Origin of the sequence: Nonomuraea sp. NPDC049758 (assembly GCF_040674635.1) — a bacterium.
GTDB lineage: Bacteria > Actinomycetota > Actinomycetes > Streptosporangiales > Streptosporangiaceae > Nonomuraea.
In genome coordinates this window covers 737,206-761,246 of sequence record NZ_JBFAMZ010000001.1, presented here as the reverse complement: position 1 = coordinate 761,246, position 24,041 = coordinate 737,206, and the positions used below count along the sequence as shown (strand labels likewise).

Genomic DNA, 24,041 nt, shown 5'->3' with positions numbered 1-24,041 from the left:
TCGTTCCTTGCGCCAACGCGCCGGCTTGGTCGCTCCGCGCCACGAGATTAGGTCACGTACGGCGTGCCCGGTGCCATGACCGCCGGAAACGACCGTGACCCGGGCGTGATGTTTCCGCGGCACAGCATACTCAGAGCCGGACATTTCGTGGAATATCATTGCCAAAGTCTTTCCCGCTTTCTGACCGTCCCCGCAGGTCAGGCCGGACGCTCAGGGCCGCCGCGAGGCAGGCCAGAGGCACGGCCGGGAGCACGTACCGGTAGTCGAACTCGGCCACGGCGGGCGGTGTGACGAGCAACACGACGGCTGCCGCCCAGGGCACCGCCCATGCCGGCGGACCGGCGTGCCGCAGGCCCCGCGCCCGCCGCACGGCGGCCGCGACGGGCGGCGCGAGCAGGAGCGCCAGCAGCACCGTGCCGGGCAGGCGCACCACGCTCTGGTAGCCCCGCAGCCATCCGGCGTAGGGCTCGACGATCTCCGTACCGATCGCACCCTGCTCGTAGAGCTTGGCATAGTCGGCGCCGACCTGCGCGGGATAGCGGCCAGGTGGGCCGGGCGGGGTCACCGGGAACTCGTAGTAGGCGTAGACCTCCGCGTCGGGGTAGACCGGCCGTCCCCAGGCGAACGTGCGGGCCAGCTCGGCCAGCACCGAGCCCGCGTAGTCGAGCGGCTGGCTGGTGACGGCGAGGGTCGCGAACCTGGAGGCCAGGTCGTCGTTCGCCTTCGAGAACGTGATCCCCGGCAGCTTCACCAGCGGGGAGTCCTTGCTCCAGATGTACTCCTGCGACGGCGGGCGCAGCTCCGGCGGACGGGGGTCGCACAACACCCGCAGGTCGGCCGGCGGGTTCATCCTGGCGCAGTCGGCGAAGGACATCGTGCGGGCGTAGAGGAAGACGCCGTTCGCGCCCACCAGGCCGACGCGGTGGTGGGCGGCGTAGAACCAGCCGCCGTAGGCGATGACCGGGACCAGCGCGGCGGCCAGCAGCACCCCGGCCAGGCCCACGCGCCTGCGCAGCACGAACCACGCGGCCAGGACGAGGATGAGCGGCTGGCCGACGGTCCTGGTCAGGGTGGCGGCGGCCAGCAGCAGGCCGATGGCGACGACGATGGCGCGCTTCTCGGTCAGGCTCAGCGCCACGGCGGCCACGACCAGGAACAGGAACAGCATGTCGGAGACCAGCAGGTGCTCCAGCTCGACCTGGTACGCGTCGAGCAGCACGGGCACGGCCGCGAGCGTGCGCGCCCAGCGCGGGGCCCGGCGCGCGGCCACATAGACGAGAACGCCGGTGGCCAGGCCGAGCAGGTGCTGCGCGGCGGTGATCGCCCAGAAGCCGTGGAAGGGCTCCAGGAGCTTCATGAACATCGAGTAGCCCGCCGGGCGCACCAGGTCGGGGCGCGGCCGGAAGACGGTGACGATGTAGGTGTAGGAGTCGGGGAACCACAGGGCCGGGCGGTAGCCGAGCATGGCGAGCGCGCGCAGGGCCGCGCCGGCCGCCAGGACCCCGGCGAACCAGCCGTGCCGCCGCCACCAGGCAGCCTCCCGGACGCGCGCGAACCAGCCGTGCCGCCGCCGGCCGGGCTCCTGGACGCGGGCGGGGGTTCCCGCGCGCGGCTCCGGTCTCACCCGCTGGTCATCCCGCTCCTCCTGCACCTCGCGTACGCTACCCGCGTTTCCGCGGACGCCGTGACCGCGGCGTTGGATACGCTCGCTCACCGATGGAACGTGATCGATCGGGCCGCGTGCTGGCCGCGTTGTCGGTGTCGCCCGCGCTCGCCCTGGCGGGCTGGCTGCTCGCGGGCCTGCCGCTGCTGCTGGCCGGCCGGTTCGCGCCGCTGCCCGCGGTGCTGCTCGGCGTGCCCGCGGCGGCGCTGTTGTGCTGGGCGGGCACGCGTGACGTCCTGCGCGGGAGGCGGGGCGCGGGCCAGGGCGTCCAGGCCACTCCCTGGCAGCTGGCCGGGGTCGTGGCGGTGGCCGCCGGGTCGGGCGTGTTCAACGTCGTCATGCATTCCGAGCAGCTGCTGGTCCGGCGCGACCCGGCGACCTACGCCCAGTACGCCGCCTGGATCGCCGGGCACGGCTCGCTGCCGATCCCGGACCAGGCGGCGGCGTTCGGCGGCCATCACCCCTCCCTGTACTTCGACAGCGTCGGCACGTATGCGGTGGACGGCGGGGTGGTGCCGCAGTTCATGCCGGGGCCGCCGCTGGTGTTCGCGATCGGCGACTGGCTGGGGGCGCCGTTCGCGGTGCCGGCCGTGCTGGGGGCGCTGGCCGTGCTGACGGTGGCCGGGGTGGCGGCGCGGCTGGCCGGTGGCCGGTGGGCGGTGCTCGCGGCGGCGGCGTTCGCGGTGAGCCTGCCGATCCTCTACACCTCGCGCACGACGTTCAGCGAGATCCCGTCGCTGATCCTGCTGTTCGGCGGGCTGGCGCTGGCCCAGGACGCGATCGAGGCCGAGCGGCCCGGCTGGCGGCAGGGGCTGCCGGCCGGGCTGGTCCTGGGGCTGGCCGTGCTGGTCAGGGTCGACGGGCTGCGCGACGTGCTGCCGGTGCTGGCGTACGCGGGGCTGCTGGTCGCGATGCGGCGCTCCGGCAGGCCGCAGGGCGCGGTGGGGGTGCCGCTGCTGGCGGGGCTGGTGGCGGGGGCGGGGCTCGGGCTGCTGGCGGCGTACGTGCTGGCCCGGCCGTATCTGGAGTATCTGTCCGGGTCCGTGCGGCCGCTGCTGCTCATCTGCGCGGTCGTGCTCGTGCTCACGCCGGTCGGCGTGGCCGCCGCGCCCGCGCTGGCCAGGTTCCGGCCGCCGCGGTGGTTGCCGACGGCGGGGGCCGCGCTGGTCGTGCTGGTGATGGCCGGTCTGTACGCGCGTCCCTGGTTCCAGACCGTGACCAGGAAGGCCACGAACGACGAGGACGCCCGCACGGCCGAGTTCATCGCCCAGATCCAGCAGGCCAACGGCCTGCCCGTCCAGGCGGACCGGCTCTACTTCGAGCTCTCGCTCCACTGGGTGACCTGGTACATCGGCATCCCGGCCGTCGTGCTGGCCACGGCCGCGGCGGCCGTGCTGCTGCGCAGGCTGCTGCGCGACGGCAGGCCGTTCGTCTGGCTGCTGCCGCTGGCGATGATCGGCTGGACGACGATCACCACGCTGCTGCGGCCCGAGATCACCCCCGACCAGCCGTGGGCCTCCCGGCGGCTGGTCCCGGTCGTGATCCCGGGGCTGATCGTGCTGGCGGTGTGGGGGCTGGGCTGGCTGCGCGAGCGGTCGTGGCCGCGGGAGCGGGTACGGCGGTGGGCGACGGTCGCGGGGGTGCTGCTGGTGCTCGCGCCGCCGGTGGTCACCTCGATCGGCACCGCGTTCACGCCGGTCGAGCGGGGGGAGGCGGCGGCGGTCCGGTCGATGTGCGCGGCGCTCCCGGCCGAGGCGTCGGTGCTGTTCGTCGAGCGGGTGACCGGCGACCGCTTCACCCAGCTCGTCCGTGGGATGTGCGGACGTCCGGCGGCGCAGGTGGCGCGGCCGCCCGGAGGCTCCGACCTGGCGGCGGAGCCGGAGGTCCGGGCCGCCGTCGAGAGGGTCAGGGCGGCCGGCCGGGTGCCGGTCGTCCTGGCCGCCGACCCTGCCCAGGTGGCCCCCTACGGGACGCCGCGGCAGATCATGGGCCTGGTCACGCGCCAGGACGAGCGCTCGCTCGTGGACCCGCCCAACGGGACGTGGTCCTTGCGGGTGAACGTATGGATGGCGGTGGGTTGACCCCGCTCGGGACGTATCGCGATAGTTCTGGACATGTCTGACACCGACGAGCTGTCGTTCGGCGACGACCGGGAGCCGTGGTTACGGCCCTGGATCAGAGCCCACCAGAGGACGGCGGCGATGATCGTGGCGGCCGTCCTGCTGGTGGCGGCGCTCGGCGGGGGCGGCTGGTACCTGCACCTGCGCTCGCTCCTGCCCTCGCCGCCGCCCGTCGGCGCGCTGCCCGTCGTGGACGGCTTCACCGTCACGCTGTGCACCGAGGGCACCCAGGGCTGCCCGCAGGGCACCGCCGAGCGGGTGCTGGCGCTGGTCCGGCGGATCCCCGAGGCGGTCGCGCCCACGCTGGTGCCCGCCGACGAGGTCGAGCGGCGCTGGGCCCAGACGGCGATCATCACCGAGGGCCTGACCAGGCCCCCCGATGCGAACTGGATCCCGATGATCGAGGGCGGGGTGCGCGGACCGGCCGACTACGACGCCGTCCGGCGGGGGCTGGCCGAGGAGAAAGGCGTCCTGCTTCTGCCCCGGGTGCCCGACTTCTGGCGGGGCAAGGCGGACCTGACCGTCGTGATGTGCGGTCAGTGGCAGGAGGACGCCGCCTGCCGGACGGTGGCGACCGAGGCGCAGCGCGACGCCGTCGTGGCCCGGCTGCGCGAGCTGGACGGCGTGGCCGAGGTGTTCCTCCAGGACAAGCCGTTCGGGCTGCGGCTGGCCCGGCTCTATCGGAGCGACGCCCGGCCTCTCACGCTCGCCGAGATCCCCGAGGTGCTGTACGTGCGCTTCGACGACCCCGCCAGGGCCAGGGCGGTGGGTCAGGAGATGCTCAGGATGCCCGGCGTAGGATGGTCACAGCTGATCAAGTGAGCGTAAAGCCCGTCGATGTGGACTCGGCTTCCAGCGGGGCAGAGTACCCTCGACCCCCGTGAGCACGCTTGAGACCCCCAAGAGTGGACCTGCCGTGGAAGAAGCGCCGTACGTCACGATCGTCCTGCCCTGCTACAACGAGCAGGACCACGTCATCGACGAGGTCGAGCGCATCACGCGGGCGATGGACTCCAGCGGCTACACCTACGAGCTGGTCGCCGTCGACGACTGCTCGACCGACCAAACCCTGGCCCGGCTCGAAGAGGCCGCGCCCGAGTACCCCCACCTGCGCATCCGCGCCTTCCACCGCAACGGCGGCTCGGGCACCGTGCGCCGCATCGGCACGCAGGAGGCCAGGGGCGAGATCGTCGTCTGGACCGACGCCGACATGACCTACCCCAACGAGCGCATCCCCGAGCTGGTCCAGATCCTGGAGAAGGACCAGACGGTCGACCAGGTCGTCGGCGCGCGCACCACCGAGGAGGGGTCGCACAAGATCCTGCGTGTGCCGGCCAAGTGGGTGATCCGCAAGGTGGCCGAGAAGCTCGCCGGGCAGAAGATCCCCGACCTCAACTCGGGGCTGCGCGCCTTCCGCAAGTCGGTGGCCCGCCCCTACCTGCGGCTGCTGCCGCCCGGGTTCTCCTGCGTCACGACGATCACGCTGTCGTTCCTGTCGAACCAGCACGACGTCTACTACCTGCCCATCGAGTACGCCAAGCGGGCCGGCAAGTCGAAGTTCAGCTTCGTCTCCGACGCCTACCGCTACATCCTGCAGGTGCTGCGGATGATCATGTACTTCAACCCGCTCAAGGTGCTCATGCCGCCCGCGCTCTGGCTGGTGGCGATCGGGCTCGTGAAGGGCGTCTGGGACATGATCCGGCAGCCGTTCTACTTCCCGGCCAACACCGTCATGATCTTCCTGTCCGGCCTGCTGATCGGCTCGGTGGCGCTGCTGGCCGACCTGATCGTGCGGTCGCGGGGGGAATAGCGCGTGCGCATCGCGATCGTCGGCCCGACCCATCCGTACAAGGGGGGCGGGGCGCAGCACACCACCGAGCTGGCGCACCGGCTGGCGGGCCAGGGCCACGACGTGGTGATCGAGTCGTGGCGGGCCCAGTACCCGTCGTTCCTCTACCCCGGTCAGCAGACGATCTCCGAGCCCGAGGGCACGCCGTACCCGCGGACCGCGCGGCGGCTCGACTGGCGGCGGCCCGACGGGTGGTACGCGGCGGGACGCCGGTTGCGCACGGCCGACCTGGTGGTGCTGGCGGTGCTGAGCTCCGTCCAGGTTCCTCCGTACCTGGGGATCCTGTCCGGGATCGGGGGTAAGGCCCGGACGGTCGCGCTCTGCCACAACGTGCTGCCGCATGAGCGCAAGCCGTACGACCAGCCGCTGATGAGGGCGCTGCTGCGGCGGGTCGATGGCGTGCTGGCCCACTCCGAGCAGCAGGCCGAGCTGGCCAGGGGGCTCGCGCCGGGCAGGCCGGTCGGGGTTGCGGGGCTGCCGCCGCACCTGCCGTCCACGTCGGCCGAGAAGTCCGGCGGGGTGCGCCGGCGGTTGTTGTTCTTCGGGATGGTACGCCCGTACAAGGGGCTCGACCTGCTGCTGCGGGCGTTGCCCGAGGGCATCTCGCTGACCGTGGCGGGCGAGTTCTGGGGCGGTCTCGACGAGACCAAGGCGCTGATCGACGAGCTGGGCCTGGCCGACAGGGTGGAGCTGCGGCCCGGGTACGTCCCGGCCGCCGACGTGCCGAAGCTGTTCGCCGCGGCCGACGCGCTGGTGCTGCCGTACCGCAGCGCCACCGCCAGTCAGAACGTCTGGCTCGGCCACGAGCACGGCGTGCCGGTGATCGCCACCCGGGTGGGCGCGCTGGCCGACCACGTGACCGACGGCGTCGACGGCCTGCTGGTCGAGCCGGGCGACGCCGGGGCGCTGCGCGCGGCGATCGAGCGCTTCTACGCCTCGGGCGAGCCGGAGAGGTTGCGGTCGGGGGTCAAGGCGGTCGATCCCGAGCCGTTCTGGGCCGCGTACGCGGGCGCGCTGCTCGCCCTCTGACGGCCCAGCAGGAACGCCGCCCCCGCGGCGACCGCGTCGGCCAGCGTGAACGCCAGCCGCGACACGATCGCCACCGCGATGGCCGGAGCGGTGCCGATGACCGGCCCGAGCACCAGCACGAGCGCGCCCTCCCGCACGCCCACCCCGGCGGGCACCACGAAGGCCAGGATGCCGGTGCACCAGGCGAACGCGTACGCGCCGGTCGCCACCAGGTAGAGGTCGGGGCGGCCGGACAGCAGCCAGGTGTGCAGGCCGTAGACGAACCAGCCGAGCGCCGTCCAGGCCACCGTGACGACGACCGTGCGGCCGGGCAGCACGCTCTCCAGCGGTTCCTTGCGGGCGATGCGCAGCGCCAGGTTGAGCCCCCAGGTGAGCACCCTGGGATGCAGGCACACGATGATCACCGGCACCAGCAGCACCACGTACCAGGCCCGGCGGACGGCCTCGTGCGAGCTCAGCGTGGCGGCGGCGATCGAGATGCCGACGCCCAGGTTGACCACCAGCCCGAGCGAGATCGTGGCGAACGTGCGCCGCGGCGGGCTCCCGTGGTCGCGCCCGAGGTCCATCATGGCCGCGTACGCCCACACCGCGCCCGGGATGTACTTGCCGAGCTGGCCCACGAACATGATCCGTCCGGCCACCCGCAGCGGCAGCCGCGTGCCGAGCCCCGCCATGATCTGCCGCCAGGCCACCAGCATGCAGACCTGCCCGGCCAGCACCGCGCCGAACGCCCCGAGCACCGCCCACGGCGACAGCCTGGAGAGGGCCTGCGTGGTGTCGTGCCAGTTCCGCGCCAGGCCGTAGCCGAGGAAGGCGAGGGCGACCAGCGCGAGCAGGACGCGCAGCAGGCGGCGCAACATCAGCCCAGGCTACGCGGGAGCCCGGGGGAGAGCCAGCATGTGGGGCAGGTCAGCCTGCCGAGGCCCGCGGCGCGGGTACTGTTGGGCGACGTGGGCAAGCAACGGGTCGCGCAGCTCGAGTACTCCGAATTCCAGTCGGCCATGCTCGACGAGGACAAACGCCGCCGCAAGGCCGCGAAGATCATCGCCGTGCTGGAGCACTTCCAGGGGCCGCTCGGCGGGCTGACCGTGGGCGACGTCGGCTGCTCGGCCGGGTTCATCGCCGACGAGCTGGCCCAGGCCGGGGCCAAGCACACGCTGGGCATCGACATCGACGTGCCGGGGCTGCGCAAGGCCGCCGACCGGTTCGGCGAGCGGGTGGCGTTCGTCTGCGGCGACGGCACGGCGCTGCCCTTCCCCGACGGGTCGATCGACGTGCTGGTGTTCAACCACATCTACGAGCACGTGGTCGACCCCGACGCCGTGGTGGCCGAGATGCACCGCGTGCTGTCCGACACCGGGGTGCTCTACCTCGGGCTCGGCAACCGGCTCGGGGTCGTCGAGCCCCACTACAAGCTGCCGTTCCTGTCGTACCTGCCGCCCGCGCTGGCCGACCGTTACGTGCGCGCCTTCGGCCGGGCCGACCACTACTACGAGCGGTTCAGGACCCGGCGGGGGCTGCGCCGGATGTTGCGCGCCTTCCACGTCTGGGACTACACGTTCCCGGTGCTGGCCACGCCGACCAGGTTCGCCGGGTCGGAGCTGTTCCCCGGTCTGCCGGGCCGGCTGGTCAAGGCCGTGCTGGCCCGTGCGCCGCGCGAGGTGCTGCGGCTGCTGCTGCCCGTCGTGCCGACGTACCTGTGGGTGGCCACCAAGACCCCGCGCAGGCCCGTGGGGCCGGCGCTGCCGCAGCCGCCCGAGCGGGTCCTGCCGCTGTGAGCCTCGTGGACGAGACCGGCGCGAGCGCGATCCCCAAGCGGTCGCTGCCGCGCCGGCTGCTGCGCTTCGGCTTCCTCGCCGTCGCGCTCGCCTTCGGCGCGTGGGCGGTGGCCAGGCAGTGGGACGCCGTGGTGGCCGGGTTCGCCCGGCTGTCGTGGCCGGCGCTGGCCGGGTCGCTCGTCGCCGTGGTCGCCGCGCTGCTCGGGGCCATGCTCACCTGGCGCACGCTGCTGGCCGACCTGGGCTCGCCGCTGCCGCTGCGGCCGGCCGCCAAGGTGTTCTTCGTCGGCCAGCTCGGCAAGTACATCCCCGGCGCGGTCTGGCCGGTGCTCGCCCAGATGGAGATGGGCCGCGACCTCGGCGTGCCGCGTCCGCGCAGCGCCGCGGCGTTCTTCCTGATGATGCCCGTCCAGATCGCCAGCGGCCTGCTGGTCACGCTGGTCACGCTCGGCTGGCACCGGTTCGGCTGGGTGCTGCTGTTCATCCCGCTGCTGCTGGTGCTGCTGGAGCCCAAGGTCGTCAACGGCGTCATCGGCTTCGGCCTGCGCAGGCTGAAGCGCGAGCCCCTGGAACGCCCGCTCACCCGCCGCGGCATGCTCACCGCGCTCGGCTGGGCGCTGGCCGGCTGGACGGCCTACGGCGTGCACTTCTACTTCGTCGCGCCGCAGGGCGGCCTGCTGTTCGCCGTCGGGGCCTTCGCGCTGTCGTGGTGCCTGGGCATCGTGACCTTCGTCGTGCCGGCCGGGGCCGGGGTGCGCGAGCTGGCGATGGTGGCGGTGCTCGCCCCCGTGCTCGACAGCGGCGCGGCCATCGCGGTGGCCCTCTGCTCCCGCATCGTCATCATTCTCGGTGACCTGATCTGCGCAGGTATGGCGGGAATTGCCGCACGTCGCGACTCGGTGTGATTTGGCCCACGATTTGGGGGAGGGTGGTCATAAGCTGAAGCAAAGAGGGGGGACTTGCCAGGTCCCACGTCGATCTTGAGGGGAGAAGATCCACGTAATGCCTCGAGTGCTCGTCGATGCCGCCGCGGTCCCCGCCGACCGTGGTGCGTTGATCCGGTACGTGGACGGGCTCGTGGCCGCGCTCCACCAGGCAGGGACCGATCTGGTCGTGGTCTGCCAGCGTGCGGAAGCGGAAAGGTACCAGCGGCTGGCGCCTTCGGCCCGTGTCGTCCCCGGCCCCGTCGCCATCACCAACCGGGCCGCCCGGCTCGCCTGGGAGCAGACCGGCGTGCCGCTGCTCGCCCGCCAGACGGGGGCCGAGGTCATCCACGCCCCCTACTACTCCATGCCGCTGCGCTCCGGCCTGCCGACCGTCGTGACGGTGCACGACGTGACCTGGTTCACCGAGCCCGAGCAGCACAGCCCGGCCAGGGCCGCGTTCTTCCGCTCGGCCACGCGCACCGCCGTCCGGCACGCGCAGCGCGTCATCGTGCCGTCCAAGGCGACCAGGGACGAGCTGGTCCGTGTGTTGTCGGCCGACCCCACCCGCATCGACGTCGCCTACCACGGCGTCGACCTCGCCCAGTTCCACCCGCCGAGCGAGGACGAGGTGCGCCGGGCGGCCATCAGGTGCGGGCTGCGCGGCCAGCCGTACGTGGCCTTCCTCGGCAACCTCGACCCCCGCAAGAACGTGCCCAACCTGATCCGCGGCTTCGCCGCCGCCGTCAAGCGGCTGGAGACGCCGCCCGCGCTGGTGCTCGGCGGCGGCGTGCACGAGGACGACGTCGACGCCGCCTGCCGCGAGGTCGAGGCCACCGTCCGGGTGATCAGGCCGGGATACCTGCGCGCGCCCGATCTGCCGGGGTTCCTGGGCGGCGCGCTCGTCGTGGCGTTCCCCTCCCGGGGCGAGGGCTTCGGCATGCCGGTGCTGGAGGCCATGGCCTGCGGCGCGGCCGTCCTCACCAGCCATCGCACCTCGCTGCCCGAGGTGGGCGGCGATGCCGTCGCCTACACTGAGCCGGACGCGGACAGCATCGCCGACGCCCTGGGCGAGCTGCTCGCCTCCGCCGACCGGAGGCGGCAGTTGCAGGAGGCCGGGCGGGCGCGGGCACGCGAATTCACCTGGGAGGCCTCGGCGGAGGCGCATCTCAACTCTTATCAACGCGCAATCGAATAGTTCGCTACTCTCACGGAGTGATGGAGAGCTCTTTGCCAGACCTCGAGGCGATCCTCCTGGTCGGGGGGCAGGGCACACGCCTGCGTCCGCTGACACTGGGCACGCCCAAGCCGCTGCTGCCGACCGCCGGAGTGCCGTTCCTGGCCCACCAACTCGCCCGTGCCCGGTCCTTCGGCGTGCGCCGGATCGTGTTCGCGACCTCGTACAAGGCGGCGATGTTCGAGCCCGCCTTCGGTGACGGGTCGGCACTCGGGCTCTCGCTCGAATACATGACCGAGGAGACGCCGCTCGGCACCGGCGGGGCCATCCGCAACGCCGCCGAGGCGCTCACCGGCGGGCCCTCCGACCCGGTGCTCATCCTCAACGGCGACATCCTGTCCGGCCACGACATCGGCGACCAGGTGCGCACCCACTGCGAGCGCGGCGCCGCCGTGACGCTCCACCTGACGGAGGTGGACGACCCGACGCGGTTCGGCTGCGTGCCGACCGACGAGTCCGGACGGGTGACCGCGTTCCTGGAGAAGACCCCCAACCCGGTCACCAACCGCATCAACGCCGGCTGTTACGTCTTCACCCGCTCGGTGATCGACTCGATCCCGCGCGGCGAGGTCGTCTCCGTGGAGCGCGAGACGTTCCCCGGGCTGATCGACTCCGGCGAGCTGGTGCTGGGCTACGCCGACCGCACGTACTGGCTCGACGTGGGCACGCCGGCCGCGTTCGTGAAGGGCTCGCGCGACCTGGTGCTCGGGCGGCTCGACTCGCCGGCGCTGCCCGGTCCGCAGGGCGAGCACCTCGCCCTAGACGGCGCGAAGATCTCGGCCGAGGCCAAGGTCCAGGGCGGCACCGCCGTCGGCGCGCGGGCCGTGGTCGAGGCGGGCGCGTCCGTGGTGGGCTCGGTGTTGTGCGACGACAGCGTCGTCGAGGCGGGCGCCACGGTGAGCGACTCGGTCGTGGGCAAGGGCGCCCGGATCTGCGCCGGCACGGTCGTGCGCGACGCGGTGATCGGCGACGGCGCGGTGGTCGGGCCGGGCAACGAGCTGCAGGGCGGGGTGCGCGTCTGGCCGGGCGTCGAGCTGCCCGAGCGCGCGGTCCGCTACTCCAGCGACGTCTGACCCGCCCGCCGGGGCCGCGCGGGTGAGCGACCACCCGCCGCCGCGCGGCAGACTGGACATGTGATGGAACGCAGGTGGGAGCCCGACGGGCCGCTCGACGTGGAGCTGGCCCTCGGCCCCCACCGGCGCGGCACCGGCGATCCCGCCTGGCGCCGCACCTCCGACGGCTCGATCTGGCGCGCCTGCCGCACCCCTGACGGCCCGAGCACGCTGCGGGTGACCGTGACGGCCGCGGCCGTGCGGGCCCAGGCGTGGGGGCCGGGCGCCGGATGGTCGCTGGAGACCCTGCCCGCCCTGCTCGGCGCGCTCGACGACGTCTCCGGCTTCCGCGTCCGGCACGACGTGCTGGCGGACGTGGCACGCAAGCACGCGGGGCTGCGCATCGGGCGTACCGGGCGGGTCATGGAGGCGCTGGTGCCCGCGGTGCTGGAGCAGAAGGTCGTCGGCCGGGAGGCGTGGCGGGCCTGGCGCTACCTGCTGCGCCACTACGGCGAGCCCGCCCCCGGCCCCGCCCCCGACGGCATGCGGGTGCCGCCCGAGCCGGTCGTGTGGCGGCAGATCCCGAGCTGGCACTGGCACCGGGCGGGCGCGGAGGCCGTCCGGGCCCGGACGATCGCCAACGCCGCCTGGCACGCCGCCAAGCTGGAGGCCGCGGCCACCACGGACGAGCTCGACCGGCTGCTGCGGGCCCTGCCCGGCATCGGCGTGTGGACGTCGGCCGAGGTGCGCCAGCGGGTCTTCGGCGACGCCGACGCGGTGAGCGTGGGGGACTTCCACCTGGCCAAGCTGGTCGGCTACGCGCTGACCGGGGAGAAGACCGACGACCAGGGGATGATGCGGCTGCTGGAGCCGTACCGGGGGCATCGGCACCGGGCGACGGTGCTCGTCTGGCTCAGCGGTCTGCGCCCGCCCGCGCGCGGGCCGCGGATGGCCGCGCGCGACTACCGGTCCTTCTGACAGCCCTGAGTGCGCGTCACGAACTCAGGGGTGCGTACTGTGCCTGTATGAGTCTTGTCAGTGATTCCGCGCTTCGCCGTGCCCTCGCCCGTGCCCGTGACGGCAAGGCGCTCGACCTCACCGAGGCCGTCGTGCTGCTGCACGCGCGCGGCGAGCAGCTCGACGCGCTGCTCGATCACGCCTCCCGCGTGCGCGACGCCGGGTTGAAGGCCGCCGGCAGGGAAGGGGTGATCACCTACAGCAGGAAGGTGTTCATCCCGCTGACCAGGTTGTGCCGGGACCGTTGCGGCTACTGCACGTTCGCGACCGCGCCGCACAAGCTGGAGTCGGCCTTCCTGAGCCCGGACGAGGTGCTGGAGATCGCCCGGCAGGGCGCGGCGATGGGCTGCAAGGAGGCGCTGTTCACGCTGGGGGACCGGCCGGAGGATCGCTGGCACCAGGCCCGCGAGTGGCTGGACGCGCACGGCTATGACGACACGTTGTCCTACGTGCGAGCCATGGCCATCCTGGTGCTGGAGGAGACCGGGCTGCTGCCGCACCTCAACCCCGGTGTGCTGAGCTGGCGTGACCTGCAGCGGCTCAAGCCGGTCGCGCCGTCGATGGGCATGATGCTGGAGACCACCTCGCGGCGGCTGTTCGAGGAGAAGGGGCAGCCGCACTACGGCTCCCCCGACAAGGACCCGGCGGTACGGCTGCGCGTGCTGGAGGACGCCGGCCGCAGCAACGTGCCGTTCACGACCGGGATCCTCATCGGCATCGGCGAGACCGTCGAGGACCGGGCCGAGTCGATCTTCGCCGTCCGGAAGGTGGCCCGCGAGTACGGCGGCATCCAGGAGGTCATCGTCCAGAACTTCCGCGCCAAGCCGGACACGGCCATGCGCGGCCTGCCGGACGCCGACCTGCACGAGCTCGCGGCCACGATCGCCGTCGCGCGCCTGGTCCTCGGCCCCCGCGTACGCCTCCAGGCCCCGCCCAACCTGGTCGACTCCGAGTACGCGCTCATGATCCGCGCCGGCATCGACGACTGGGGCGGCGTCTCGCCCCTGACCCCCGACCACGTGAACCCGGAACGCCCCTGGCCGCAGATCGACGACCTGGCGGCGCGTACCGCCGAATCCGGCTTCGACCTGCGCGAACGCCTGACGATCTACCCCGAGTACGTGCGGGCCGGCGAGCCCTGGCTGGACCCGCGGCTGTTCGCGCACGTCGAGGCCCTGGCCGACCCCGCCACCGGGCTCGCCCGCGAGGACGCCGTGCCGCAGGGCCGTCCCTGGCAGGAGCCGGACGGCGGGTTCGCCGCCGCCGGCCGGGTGGACCTGCACGTCGAGGTGGACACCACGGGCCGGGCGAACGACCGGCGCGACGACTTCGACCACGTCTACGGCGACTGGACGGCCCTGCGCGAACGCCTCGGCCCGATCGCCGCCTCGACGCCGGGCGACGTGCGCCAGGCGCTCCGGCGGGCCGAGGCCGACCCCGCCGGACTGACCGACGCCGAGGCCGTCGCGCTGCTGGGCGCGGAGGGCGAGGCGCTGGACGAGCTGGCGGCCATCGCCGACGCGCTGCGCGCGCAGGCCGTCGGCGACGAGGTCACCTACGTCGTCAACCGGAACATCAACTTCACCAACGTCTGCTACACCGGCTGCCGCTTCTGCGCCTTCGCCCAGCGCAGGACCGACGCCGACGCGTACACGCTCAGCCTGGACCAGGTGGCCGACCGGGCCGAGGAGGCGTGGGCGGCGGGCGCGACCGAGGTGTGCATGCAGGGCGGCATCCATCCCGACCTGCCGGGAACCGCGTACTTCGACATCGCCAGGGCGGTCAAGGCCAGGACGCCCGGCATGCACGTGCACGCGTTCTCCCCGATGGAGGTCATCAACGGAGCCTCCCGGACGAACCTGTCCGTACGCGACTGGCTGGAGGCCGCCAAGGAGGCCGGGGTGGACTCGCTGCCCGGCACGGCGGCCGAGATCCTCGACGACGACGTGCGCTGGGTGCTGACCAAGGGCAAGCTGCCGGCCAAGGAGTGGATCGAGGTCATCACCACGGCCCACGAGGTCGGCATCCCGACGACGTCCACGATGATGTACGGCCACGTCGACCACCACCTGCACTGGGTCAGGCACATCAAGCTGATCAGGCGGCTGCAGGAGCAGACCGGCGGGTTCTCGGAGTTCGTGCTGCTGCCGTTCGTGCACACCAGCGCCCCGATCTACCTGGCCGGCATCGCCCGGCCCGGCCCCACCGCCCAGGAGAACCGCGCGGTGCACGCCCTGGCCAGGATCCTGCTGCACGGCGCGATCTCCAACATCCAGTGCTCGTGGGTCAAGCTCCAGGACGACCTGTGCCGCCAGGTGCTCCGGGGCGGCGTGAACGACCTCGGCGGCACCCTCATGGAGGAGACGATCAGCCGGATGGCGGGCTCGGAGAACGGCTCGTACAAGACGATCAGCGAGCTGCGCGAGATGGTCGAGGTCACCGGCAGGCCGGTACGCCAGCGCACCACCGAGTACGGCAGCCCCACGGCCGAACGGCTGGCCGCCGCGCAGGCGAGCGACGGGGTGTGCCAGAGCGTGAGAAGAATCTTGCCGATGGCATAGTTGTAACAAGTTCTAACAAGGGTTGCGCCCGGTATGGGAGGCACTGGAAGAATCATCACTCCACTGGAGAGAGGTTCATCGTGCGGTTGGGTCGACACCGTGCCGCGCTGCCTCCCGTGCAGCGACGCAGGAAGGCGCTCCAACGGGGCATGCTGGCCGGCCTCGCCGCCGTGGCCGTCGCCGCCGGCAGCCTGTACGTGGTGCTCGGCGGCGGTCCCGCCCTGTGCGTGTCACGAGATCCTGTTCTGGTCAGCGTGGCCGCCGCCGTGGACGTGGCGCCGGCGGTCATGGAGGCCGCCGGGCGCTTCAACGAGACCAAGGCGTCGGTCGGCGGCCGGTGCGTGCTGGTCCAGGTGACCGAGCAGCCGTCGGCCACCGTGCTGCGCACGCTGATCGGCGACCGGGCCGGCGTGCTGCGCGAACGTCCCGACGGCTGGATCGCCGACTCCTCGGCCTGGATCAGGCTGGCCCGCAGCCAGGGCGCGAGCTCGCTGCCCGCGGGGGAGACCGTGGTGGCCACCTCGCCGCTGGTGTTCGCCACGCGCTCGTCGCTGGCCCGGCGCTTCTCGGTCGGCGGGACCGAGATGAACTGGCGGATGGTCTTCCCGCCGACCCTGCGCGGGCGGCTGACGCCCAGCTCGGGTGAGCCCGACGTCGTACGGGTGCCCGACCCGTCGCTGGTGGGCGCGGGGATCGCGACCGTGGCCGCGGCCAGGGACGTCGTCGGCACCGGGCCGGCCGCCGACAAGGCGCTGACGGCGTTCGTCCGCTGGGCGCAGGCCGGGTCGGCGCCCGACTACCGCAGCATGCTCGACGCCGTGGACGACCGCGGGTTCTGGCAGCGGCCGGTGGTCATCGTCCCTGAGCAGTCGGTGTGGAACCACAACCGGGTGCCCTCGCCCGACCCGGTCGTCGCGCTGCACCCGCGCGAGGGCACGATCGACCTCGACTATCCCTACGTCGTCACGGCGGCCGACCCCGGCGTCGCGGAGGCGTCCACCGCCTTCGCCGACTGGCTGAAGGGCGGCCAGGCCCAGGAGATCGTCCGGCGGGCCGGGTTCAGGTCGGGCGACGGCCGGCTGGGGCCGCTCCCGCCGGGGCCGCAGCTCCCGTCGGAGGCGCCGAAGACCAGGCCGTCGGTGTCGCAGCAGGACATCGACGAGGCGCTGCGCGCCTGGAGCAGGCTGGCGCCGCCGACCAACATCCTCGTGCTGGCCGACACCTCCAAGCACATGGCCGAGCCGCTGAACGGCAGCACGAAGGTGCGCATCGCGCTGGCCGCGGCCAAGATCGGGCTACAGCTCTTCCCGAACTCCACGCACATGGGCATGTGGGAGTTCGCCGACAAGGTGGGGTCCGTCAGGAGCTACCGGCAGCGGGTCAGCCTCGGCCCGATCAGCGAGCCGGAGTCGGGCCAGGTGCTGCGGCGCAGCGTCCTCGACGAGCTGACCAGCACGATCGCCCCGCACCCCGACCTGGACAGCTCGCTCTACGACGCGATGCTGGCCGGGTTCCGCAGGATGAGCGGCGACTACCGCGACGACATGAACAACACGCTGCTGGTGATCACCGCGGGCAAGGACGACGGCAAGGGGGTCAAACTCCCGCGGCTGCTCGACGCCCTGCGGAAGGAGTGGGACCCGGACAAGCCCGTCCAGATCGTCATCATCGCGTTCGGCAAGGACGTGGACCGCGGCAGCCTGTCGCAGATCGCGGCGGCCACCAACGGCTCGCTGCACGAGGCGCAGGAGCCCGGGGAGATCATCGACGTCTTCCTCGGCGCGCTGGCCCGCAGGCTCTGCCATCCCACCTGCAAGCCGGCCGCCTGAGGGGATGCCGGTCGCCCGGCACCCCCTCGGCCTACATCTGGTGCACGGTGGCGTTCTCGCCGCGATGGTGGAGGCGGGACACGAGCTTGTCCAGCGACCACGCGCCGCTGCCGAGCAGCGCCAGCATCAGGAACGACCACGAGAACATGGCCGCGGTCTCGCCCCCGTTCTGCAACGGGAACAGACCCTTGGGCAGGTGGACGGTGAAGTAGGCGTAGGCCATCGTGCCAGAGCAGAGCAGGGCGGCGACACGGGTGGCGAGCCCGATGAGGACGAGGCCGCCCGCGCCGAGCTCGATCACCCCCGCCCACCAGTCGGGCCATTGGCCTACGGACGGGGTCGTTCCGCCGTACGGGCCGCCGAGTACGCCGAACAGAGTGGCGGCCCCGTGGCAGGCGAACAGCAGGCCCACCACGATGCGGAACAGCGACAGCGCGGCGTCACGAAGCTTGGTCATCGGCCTGTCCAGACCCTCAGATCCGCTGCCAGAGCGCCGGGACGTTCGGCGGCTCCCAGCCCGCGATGGCCGTGTGGGGCTGCAGGCACCGGTAGGAGACGCCGTTGTAGGTGACCGTGCTGCCCGTGGTGTAGGCCGTGCCGGCCTTCCAGGTGCCCGAGGCCGTCGTGGTCGGCGTCGGGGTCGGGGTGGGCGTGGGGGTCACGGTCGGGGTGGGGGTGGGGGTGGGGGTCGGCTGGCCGCCGCCGCCGATCTGCAGGTCGATGCAGGAGTAGAAGGCGTTGGAGGTGTCGGAGATGTTCCAGATCGCCAGCACCTTCTGGCGGCCGGAGTAGCCGGAGAGGTTGACGGTGTGGGAGATCGTCGACGGCGGCTGCTGGCCGTTGCCGTTGAAGACCGCGACCCGGGTGCCGCCGATGTAGTACTCGTAGTTGAGCGTGGCGTGCCTGGCGGTGAACGTCCAGGTGAAGGTCACCGAGTTGCCCACCGAGGTGGCCGGCCACGGCTTGCTCTCGTCGCTGAGCTGAGCGAACTGTCCAAGATTGGCGTTGCAGCTCCGCAGGCCCTTCGGGCCTTCCACACTCTGCGGCTCGTACACGATCTGGCCGCAGTCGGGCACCTTGCCCTGGGCGCAGAACGCCTGCCTGCTGGGCGGCGAGTTCACATAACCGTGGGCGAACGCGGGAGAGGTGTTGAACACCGCCGTGGCGATGGTGATCACCGCCACGGCGACTAACGTGAGAGTCCTTCGCATTGAAGTGGCTCCTTTACATGGGGGGATAGTCCAAATGTAAAGGAAAGTTTCCTAACGGTAAACGGTTGGCTTACCAGATTTCCAGACTCTCGTCAGAGGCTCAGCGCGTCACGATGAAATCGCGCGGGTCACGGGGGGCGCGGTCGCGCGGCGGCGCGGCGGCGTGCCCGATCGCCACGCAGCCCATCGGGTCCCAGGACTCCGGCAGGTCGAGCACCCGCCTGACCACCGGCCGGCAGAACATCGTGGAGGACACCCACGCCGAGCCCAGCCCCTCGACCGCGAGCTGGATCAGGAAGTTCTCCACGCCGGCGCCCGTCGCCACCACGAACATCTCCCGCTCGGAGGCGTTGCGCCGGTCGTCGCGGTAGGTGTGCGAGCCCTCCATCACCAGGCACGGCACGACCAGGTAGGGGGCGTTGCGCAGGACGTCGCCGCGTCTGATCCGCTTGGCGATCGACTGCTCGGTGAACCCGTCGCCGCGCAGGTCGTCGATCCATGCCTCCCGCATGGCGTCGAGCAGCTCGGTGCGGGCCTGCGCCGACTCGACCAGCACGAACCGCCACGGGGTCGTGTGGTGCGGCGCCGGCGCCGCGATGCCCGCGGCCACCGCCCTGCGCACCGCCTCGCCGTCGACCGGCCGCTCGGCGAACTCCCTGATCGTACGGCGGGCGAACACGACGTCGCGGGCGCCGAAGCGGAACATGTCCTCGTCGGCCGGGCGGACGAGCGGCCTGACCCCCGGCCCGTCGTCGTCGGTCACCAGATGGGCCAGGCCGCGCACGATCGCCGCGGGAACGCCGTCGAGCTTGCCCTTGACCAGCTCGGCCGCGCTCGCGATCTCGTCGGCCAGCGCGGTGACGGTGGCGCCGAGCGCGTTGCCGTAGGGGTCGGAGGAGCCGCGGAAGTCGTCGAGCGGGCGCACCCCGGCGGCGCCGATCGCCACGTCGGTCAGCCCGTTGCGCCACGGACGCCCGAACGTGTCGGAGACGATCACCCCCACCCGCGCGCCCAGCCCGGCCCTGATCCGCGCCGCCGAGGCGTCGGGGTCCTCGGGCAGCAGCAGGACGGTGCCCGGCTCGGTGTTGGAGGCGTCGACCCCGGCCGCGGCCATGACGAAACCGTGGCGGGTCTGGACGATCACCGTGTCGCCGCGCCTGGCGACGACCCGCTCGGTCTCCTCCTCGATCGCGCTCGCACGGTCGGGCGCCTGGCGGACGCGGCCCTCGGCCTTGCTGACGATCTTGGAGGTGACCACCACGATGTCGCCGTCGCGCAGGTCGGCGTCCTTGAGCAGGGCGGCCACGTCGTCGCCCGGCCGGACCTCGCCGATGCCGGTGACGGCGATCACCTCGACCCGTCGCGAGCTCATCGGGCCAGCTCCAGCGCCAGGTCGAGCGCCGTGCGGGCGATGTCGGCGGCCTCCTCGGCGTCGTGCATGAGGATCGGACGGGACACCACGCGCACGCCGTCGAGCGCCACCCCGGAGTCCTCCTCGGCCACCAGCCAGCCGTCGACCAGGCCGGCGCCGTAGAGGTCGAGCACGGCCTGGGCCGTGGTCTCCACCCCGATGGCCGTCAGGCAGGCGTCGGCCATGCCGCGCACGGGCGCGCCGCCGATGATGGGGGAGACGCCGACCACGGTCTTGGCCGCGACCGCCTCGCGGATGCCGGGGACCTGCAGGATCGTGCCGATGCTCACCACCGGGTTGGACGGCGGCAGGATGACCACGTCGGCCTGCTCGATCGCCTCCAGCACGCCCGGCGCGGGCTTGGCGGTCTCGACCCCCACCAGCGCGAACGACTCGGCCGGGACCGAGGCGCGCAGGCGCACCCACCACTCCTGGAAGTGCACGGCCCGCTTGCCGCGCTCGTCGGAGATCACCACGTGCGTCTCGCAGCGGTCGTCGGTCATCGGCAGCAGCCGCACGCCCGGCTGCCAGCGCACGCACAGGGCCTCGGTGATCTGCGAGAGCGGATAGCCCGCCTCCAGCATCTGCGAGCGGACGATGTGGGTGGCGAAGTCGCGGTCGCCGAGCCCGAACCACTGCGGTTCGACCCCGTAGGCGGCCAGCTCCTCCTTGACGACGTGGGACTCCTTGGCCCGGCCCCAGCCCTGCTCCTCGTCGATGCCGCCGCCCAGGGTGTACATGACGGTGTCGAGGTCGGGGCAGACACGCAGGCCGAACAAAGTGATGTCGTCGCCCGTGTTGCCGATGACGGTGATCGAGGCGTCGGGTGCGGTGGCGCGCAGGCCGCGCAGGAAACGGGCGCCGCCGATGCCGCCGGCGAGTGACACGATGTGCATGCGTCCCAGTCTTCCATCGGCGTCCGACATCCCCGTGGGGGGAGTGGTTCTGCCCCACTTCGGAGCAATGAAGTTCCAGGTATAGGGGTAAATGGGGTGGAAGAGGTTCTTGGGACATCCGCCGCGAAAGTCGGCAATGTGGCAAACTCCCTTCGGGCCAAAGGGTCCGATGGGGGTTACTCATGAGCAAAGTCAATGCCGCCCGACTACGGGAGCCGGCTGCCTGGATCATGCTCGTCACCGGGCTGGTGGACGTCGTCCTGACGATCGGCCACATCCTGATCGGCTCGGGCAGCCCGCTCGGCGGCGGGTTCGCCACCCGTGCCGCCGCGAACCTGACGAGCCTGACCAGCCCGGTCGTGACCGCGCTGCTCGTGGGCGCCGTGCTGCTCGTCACCAGGACGGGCGAGCGTTCGCCCAAGGCCCGGCTCATCGCCTACGGCTCGGCCGCCGGCCTGCTGCTCGCCGCCGTGTTCGGCGCGCTGGCGCTGATCGTCGGGCTGTTCGCCGGTGGCGGCTTCCGCGGCGTGGTGGAGTACGTGCTCACGGGCGTGCCCCTGCTCGCGCTGACCGCCGTCGGACTGGTCTACCTGCTCCCCGAGGTCATGCCCGGCCGGGCCCCCATCCCCACCCTCGACGGGTACGGCCGCCCCACCACCCACTACGGCCAGCCCCAGCAGTTCGGCCAGCAGGACCAGCCCCAGTACGGCCGCCCCCAGCAGTTCGGCCAGCAGGACCAGCCCTCCTACGGCCAATCCGACCAGCCCTCCCATGGCCGCCCCGACCCCGCGCCCCAGCCCGCGTACGCGCAGCCGCACGCCGCGCCGACCCCCTACGGCCAGCAGCCCGCGCTCGCCCAGCTCCCCCCGGGCCAGGACGCCCAGCCCCCGGCTCCCGACAGCCAGCCCGCCTCCTCCGGCTACGCCCCGCAACCGCCGTCGGGCCAGGTCCCCGCAGGCTCGGGCTACGCGCCCCAGCCGCCGTCGGGCCAGCAGTCGCCCGGCTACACGCCCCAGCCGCCCTCCGGCCAGCAGTCCCCGGCCTACGCGCCCCAGCCCCCGTCCTCCGGCTACGAGCCCCAGCCCGCCTCCGCCGGGTACGCGCCCCAGCCCCCGTCCGGCCAGCACGCCACCGTCGCCTTCGGCCAGCAGGACCCGCAGGCTCCGTACGGCCAGCAGGACTCCCAGGCTTCCTTCGGGCAGCAGCCGGGATACGGCGGCGGACAGGCGCCGAGCCCCGGCGCGCAGCCCGGTTACGGCCAGCAGCCCCCGAGCTACGGCGGCCACCCCGACCCCTCCACCGGTGGCTACGGCCAGCCCGAGCCGTCCACCCCCGGTTACGGCCAGCCCGCCGCTCCCGCCTTCGGCCAGCCCGACCCCGCCGGCTACGGCCAGCCCGCGCCCTCCGCGCCCGGCTTCGGCCAGTCCGACGCTCCCGGCTACGGCCACCAGCAGGAGACCCCCGTCCCGCACGCGGCCGAGGCGCAGTCCCCCTACGCCCCCCAGACCCCTGACGCTCAGCCCGCCTATGGCCAGGTCCAAGGCCAGGGGCACGGCCAGCAGCCCGCCTACGGCCAGCCCGAACAGCCCCCGTTCGGCCAGCCCGCCCAGGGCCAGCAGCCCGACCAGTCGCCCTTCGGCCAGCAGCCCGACCAGGCTCCCTTCGGGCAATCTCCGCACGGCCAGCCCGACCAGGCCCCGTTCGGGCAATCTCCGCACGGGCAGCCCGACCAAGCCCCCTTCGGGCAGTCTTCGCACGGTCAGCAGCCCGAGCAGGCCCCGTTCGGGCAGTCTTCGCATGGCCAGCCCGACCAGGCTCCCTTCGGGCAGTCTTCGCACGGCCAGCCTGACCAGACCCCCTTCGGGCAGTCTTCGCACGGGCAGCAGTCCGAGCCGTACCAGCAGCAGCCCTACCAGCCGGCCAGGGCCGCGCTTCCCGCCGCGTCCGCCGAGCAGCCCTTCGGCAACCCCCAGGCATCGGCCGGTCAGCCGTTCGGGCAGCCGCAGGGCTTCGGCCAGGACCAGGGGTACGCCCCGCCCGCCTACACCCCGTCCGAGACGCTGCCCGACACCGGCTACCAGCCGCCGGCCGGCGAGTACACTCCCGCGCCGTACGTCCCGGCCGACAGCCAGCCCAGCGCGTACGGCCAGTCCGGCTACCCCACCCCCGACAACCCGTACGCCCCGAGCAACAGCTCCCCGAACGCCTTCGCCGACCAGGCGTACCCGAGCGGCGAGACCAGCCCGAGCGTCCCGTACCCGCAGGCGGACCCGCAGCAGCCGTACCAGGACCGGCAGAACGCCTTCGACCAGCAGGGCGGCCAGCAGGGCGGCCAGCCGTTCACCGGCTACTCCGGCCACCAGTACGCCACCCCCGCCTTCCAGGAGCCGGACCCGCCCGTGGACCCGCGCTCCCAGCAGCTCCTGGACGCCTACCAGCAGGCCGAGACCTACCAGAGCTCGACGGCCGCCTCCGGCACCCAGCCCGACCTGCGGGTGCCCGACTACGCCGGCCAGCCGGCCAGGCCGTACGACGACCCGTTCGGCCACCCGCAGCAGGCCCAGCCGTACCAGCAGCAGCAGAACGCCTACGAACCCCAGCAGGGCCAGTACGAGCAGCCCCAGACCTACCGCCCCACCCACCAGGCCCCGGCCGGCTGGAACGAGGCGCAGAGCGAGTCGACGATGCGGCTCGACCCCTCGCAGTTCGGGGACGCCCTGGGCGCCCAGAACCGCCCGGGTGACGACCCAATCGACCCAACGGCCATATACACGCCCAACGAGCCACGCAGGTAACGGACCGGCAAACGACGGCTAGAGAGAAGGTGGCCCAAAGGGCGGGCGTCTACCCCGCCCTGGTACGGTTCCGACCGCTGACAGCGTTGAACGAACCGGGTCGAAGCCTTGCTGTGCAGGGGGCCTCGGCCTGGTGCGAACACCACATGCCGAGCACACCGGGGCGAGAGTCGGTCTTTCCCCGGATACCGTCATGCCGCTTGACGTCACGTACGGCACGCGCGTGTAATTACAACCATGTTGTTACGCCTTCCCGTGGGTGGGTAGGAGGAAGGCGTCCATGGGGGGCTCCATTGCGGGCGGGCGGCAGGGAGGTGTGCAGTGACCGATCCGGTCATCGCACAGGATCAGCTTGACGCTGAAGAACTCGGATGGCAGGAGCGTGCGTTGTGCGCGCAGACCGATCCGGAGGCGTTCTTCCCGGAAAAAGGCGGCTCCACCCGAGAAGCCAAGAAGGTTTGTCGATCGTGCGAGGTCCGTGCCGAGTGCTTGGAGTACGCGCTCGAACACGATGAGCGCTTCGGCATCTGGGGTGGGTTGTCGGAGCGGGAGCGCAGACGGATCAAGCGCCAGGCCGTTTAGGGGATATGAGCGAAAGGGTCACGCGGTAGCCCGCGTGGCCCTTTTTCGCGTGTGATGTCACCTGTAGGGTGGGCGCGCCTGATCAACG

19 protein-coding genes are annotated in these 24,041 nt (G+C 72.5%); 13 read left to right on the top strand and 6 right to left on the bottom strand.

Features of this window, described 5'->3' with window-relative positions; translation table 11 throughout:
• Positions 1-130 precede the first annotated feature (130 nt).
• Positions 131-1,651 (bottom strand): hypothetical protein, encoded by a 1,521-nt coding sequence (locus tag AB0J46_RS03505; RefSeq protein WP_364325822.1) that lies wholly within the window; start codon positions 1,649-1,651, stop codon positions 131-133.
• A gap of 65 nt (positions 1,652-1,716) precedes the next feature.
• Between AB0J46_RS03505 and AB0J46_RS03500 the strand changes: the two genes are divergently transcribed.
• The 4 genes from AB0J46_RS03500 to AB0J46_RS03485 are packed head-to-tail and all read left to right on the top strand — an operon-like array spanning position 1,717 to position 6,661.
• Positions 1,717-3,744 carry a glycosyltransferase family 39 protein gene (locus AB0J46_RS03500; RefSeq protein WP_364325819.1) on the top strand — a complete coding sequence of 676 codons (2,028 nt, stop codon included), beginning with the start codon at positions 1,717-1,719 and terminating at the stop codon, positions 3,742-3,744.
• A gap of 33 nt (positions 3,745-3,777) precedes the next feature.
• The gene (locus AB0J46_RS03495) at positions 3,778-4,605 is read left to right on the top strand and encodes a hypothetical protein (RefSeq protein ID WP_364325816.1); all 828 of its coding nucleotides are present in this window, start codon (positions 3,778-3,780) and stop codon (positions 4,603-4,605) included.
• A gap of 58 nt (positions 4,606-4,663) precedes the next feature.
• Positions 4,664-5,593, top strand: a complete 930-nt coding sequence (locus AB0J46_RS03490; RefSeq protein WP_358282610.1) for a glycosyltransferase family 2 protein — start codon at positions 4,664-4,666, stop codon at positions 5,591-5,593.
• A 3-nt stretch (positions 5,594-5,596) separates the two neighbouring features.
• On the top strand, positions 5,597-6,661 hold the full coding sequence (locus AB0J46_RS03485; protein WP_364325812.1) for a glycosyltransferase family 4 protein: 1,065 nt from the start codon (positions 5,597-5,599) through the stop codon (positions 6,659-6,661).
• On the opposite strand, the gene AB0J46_RS03480 is transcribed toward AB0J46_RS03485, so the two are convergent.
• Positions 6,562-7,521 (bottom strand): lysylphosphatidylglycerol synthase transmembrane domain-containing protein, encoded by a 960-nt coding sequence (locus tag AB0J46_RS03480; protein ID WP_364325809.1) that lies wholly within the window; start codon positions 7,519-7,521, stop codon positions 6,562-6,564. The two genes, AB0J46_RS03485 and AB0J46_RS03480, sit on opposite strands and share 100 nt — an antisense overlap.
• A 90-nt stretch (positions 7,522-7,611) precedes the next feature.
• Here AB0J46_RS03480 and AB0J46_RS03475 point away from each other — a divergent pair, with 90 nt between their 5' ends.
• The 7 genes from AB0J46_RS03475 to AB0J46_RS03445 all read left to right on the top strand — a co-directional run bounded on the left by AB0J46_RS03475 (position 7,612) and on the right by AB0J46_RS03445 (position 17,058).
• On the top strand, positions 7,612-8,439 hold the full coding sequence (locus tag AB0J46_RS03475) for a class I SAM-dependent methyltransferase (protein ID WP_364325806.1): 828 nt from the start codon (positions 7,612-7,614) through the stop codon (positions 8,437-8,439).
• Positions 8,436-9,344 carry a lysylphosphatidylglycerol synthase domain-containing protein gene (locus AB0J46_RS03470; protein ID WP_352349216.1) on the top strand — a complete coding sequence of 303 codons (909 nt, stop codon included), beginning with the start codon at positions 8,436-8,438 and terminating at the stop codon, positions 9,342-9,344. The genes AB0J46_RS03475 and AB0J46_RS03470 overlap by 4 nt, the downstream gene beginning before the upstream one ends.
• 97 nt (positions 9,345-9,441) lie before the next feature.
• Entirely contained in the window at positions 9,442-10,560 is a 1,119-nt protein-coding gene (locus AB0J46_RS03465) for a glycosyltransferase family 1 protein (RefSeq protein WP_358282620.1), read from the top strand.
• Positions 10,561-10,580: 20 nt separating this feature from the next.
• Positions 10,581-11,672 (top strand): NDP-sugar synthase, encoded by a 1,092-nt coding sequence (locus AB0J46_RS03460; protein WP_358282622.1) that lies wholly within the window; start codon positions 10,581-10,583, stop codon positions 11,670-11,672.
• A gap of 63 nt (positions 11,673-11,735) precedes the next feature.
• Positions 11,736-12,629: a DNA-3-methyladenine glycosylase 2 family protein gene (locus AB0J46_RS03455; RefSeq protein WP_358282624.1), complete on the top strand. Its 894-nt coding sequence runs from the start codon at positions 11,736-11,738 to the stop codon at positions 12,627-12,629.
• A gap of 47 nt (positions 12,630-12,676) precedes the next feature.
• Entirely contained in the window at positions 12,677-15,229 is a 2,553-nt protein-coding gene (locus tag AB0J46_RS03450; protein WP_364325801.1) for a bifunctional FO biosynthesis protein CofGH, read from the top strand.
• A gap of 116 nt (positions 15,230-15,345) precedes the next feature.
• Positions 15,346-17,058 (top strand): substrate-binding and VWA domain-containing protein, encoded by a 1,713-nt coding sequence (locus tag AB0J46_RS03445; RefSeq protein WP_364325798.1) that lies wholly within the window; start codon positions 15,346-15,348, stop codon positions 17,056-17,058.
• A 31-nt stretch (positions 17,059-17,089) separates the two neighbouring features.
• Here AB0J46_RS03445 and AB0J46_RS03440 read toward each other — a convergent pair whose 3' ends face one another.
• The 4 genes from AB0J46_RS03440 to cofD all read right to left on the bottom strand — a co-directional run bounded on the left by AB0J46_RS03440 (position 17,090) and on the right by cofD (position 20,576).
• Positions 17,090-17,515: a DoxX family protein gene (locus AB0J46_RS03440; RefSeq protein WP_352349226.1), complete on the bottom strand. Its 426-nt coding sequence runs from the start codon at positions 17,513-17,515 to the stop codon at positions 17,090-17,092.
• Between the two features lie 16 nt (positions 17,516-17,531).
• A complete protein-coding gene (locus AB0J46_RS03435; RefSeq protein WP_364325795.1) occupies positions 17,532-18,269 on the bottom strand; it encodes a lytic polysaccharide monooxygenase in 738 nt (245 codons plus the stop codon).
• Between the two features lie 100 nt (positions 18,270-18,369).
• Positions 18,370-19,641 carry a coenzyme F420-0:L-glutamate ligase gene (locus AB0J46_RS03430; RefSeq protein WP_364325792.1) on the bottom strand — a complete coding sequence of 424 codons (1,272 nt, stop codon included), beginning with the start codon at positions 19,639-19,641 and terminating at the stop codon, positions 18,370-18,372.
• Entirely contained in the window at positions 19,638-20,576 is a 939-nt protein-coding gene (cofD, locus tag AB0J46_RS03425; protein WP_364325789.1) for a 2-phospho-L-lactate transferase, read from the bottom strand. The genes AB0J46_RS03430 and cofD overlap by 4 nt, the downstream gene beginning before the upstream one ends.
• Before the next feature lie 182 nt (positions 20,577-20,758).
• On the opposite strand from cofD, the gene AB0J46_RS03420 reads away from it, so the two are divergent.
• Both AB0J46_RS03420 and AB0J46_RS03415 read left to right on the top strand, forming a co-directional pair.
• A complete protein-coding gene (locus tag AB0J46_RS03420) occupies positions 20,759-23,371 on the top strand; it encodes a hypothetical protein (protein WP_364325786.1) in 2,613 nt (870 codons plus the stop codon).
• Positions 23,372-23,692: 321 nt separating this feature from the next.
• On the top strand, positions 23,693-23,953 hold the full coding sequence (locus AB0J46_RS03415; RefSeq protein ID WP_020546325.1) for a WhiB family transcriptional regulator: 261 nt from the start codon (positions 23,693-23,695) through the stop codon (positions 23,951-23,953).
• Positions 23,954-24,041 lie beyond the last annotated feature (88 nt).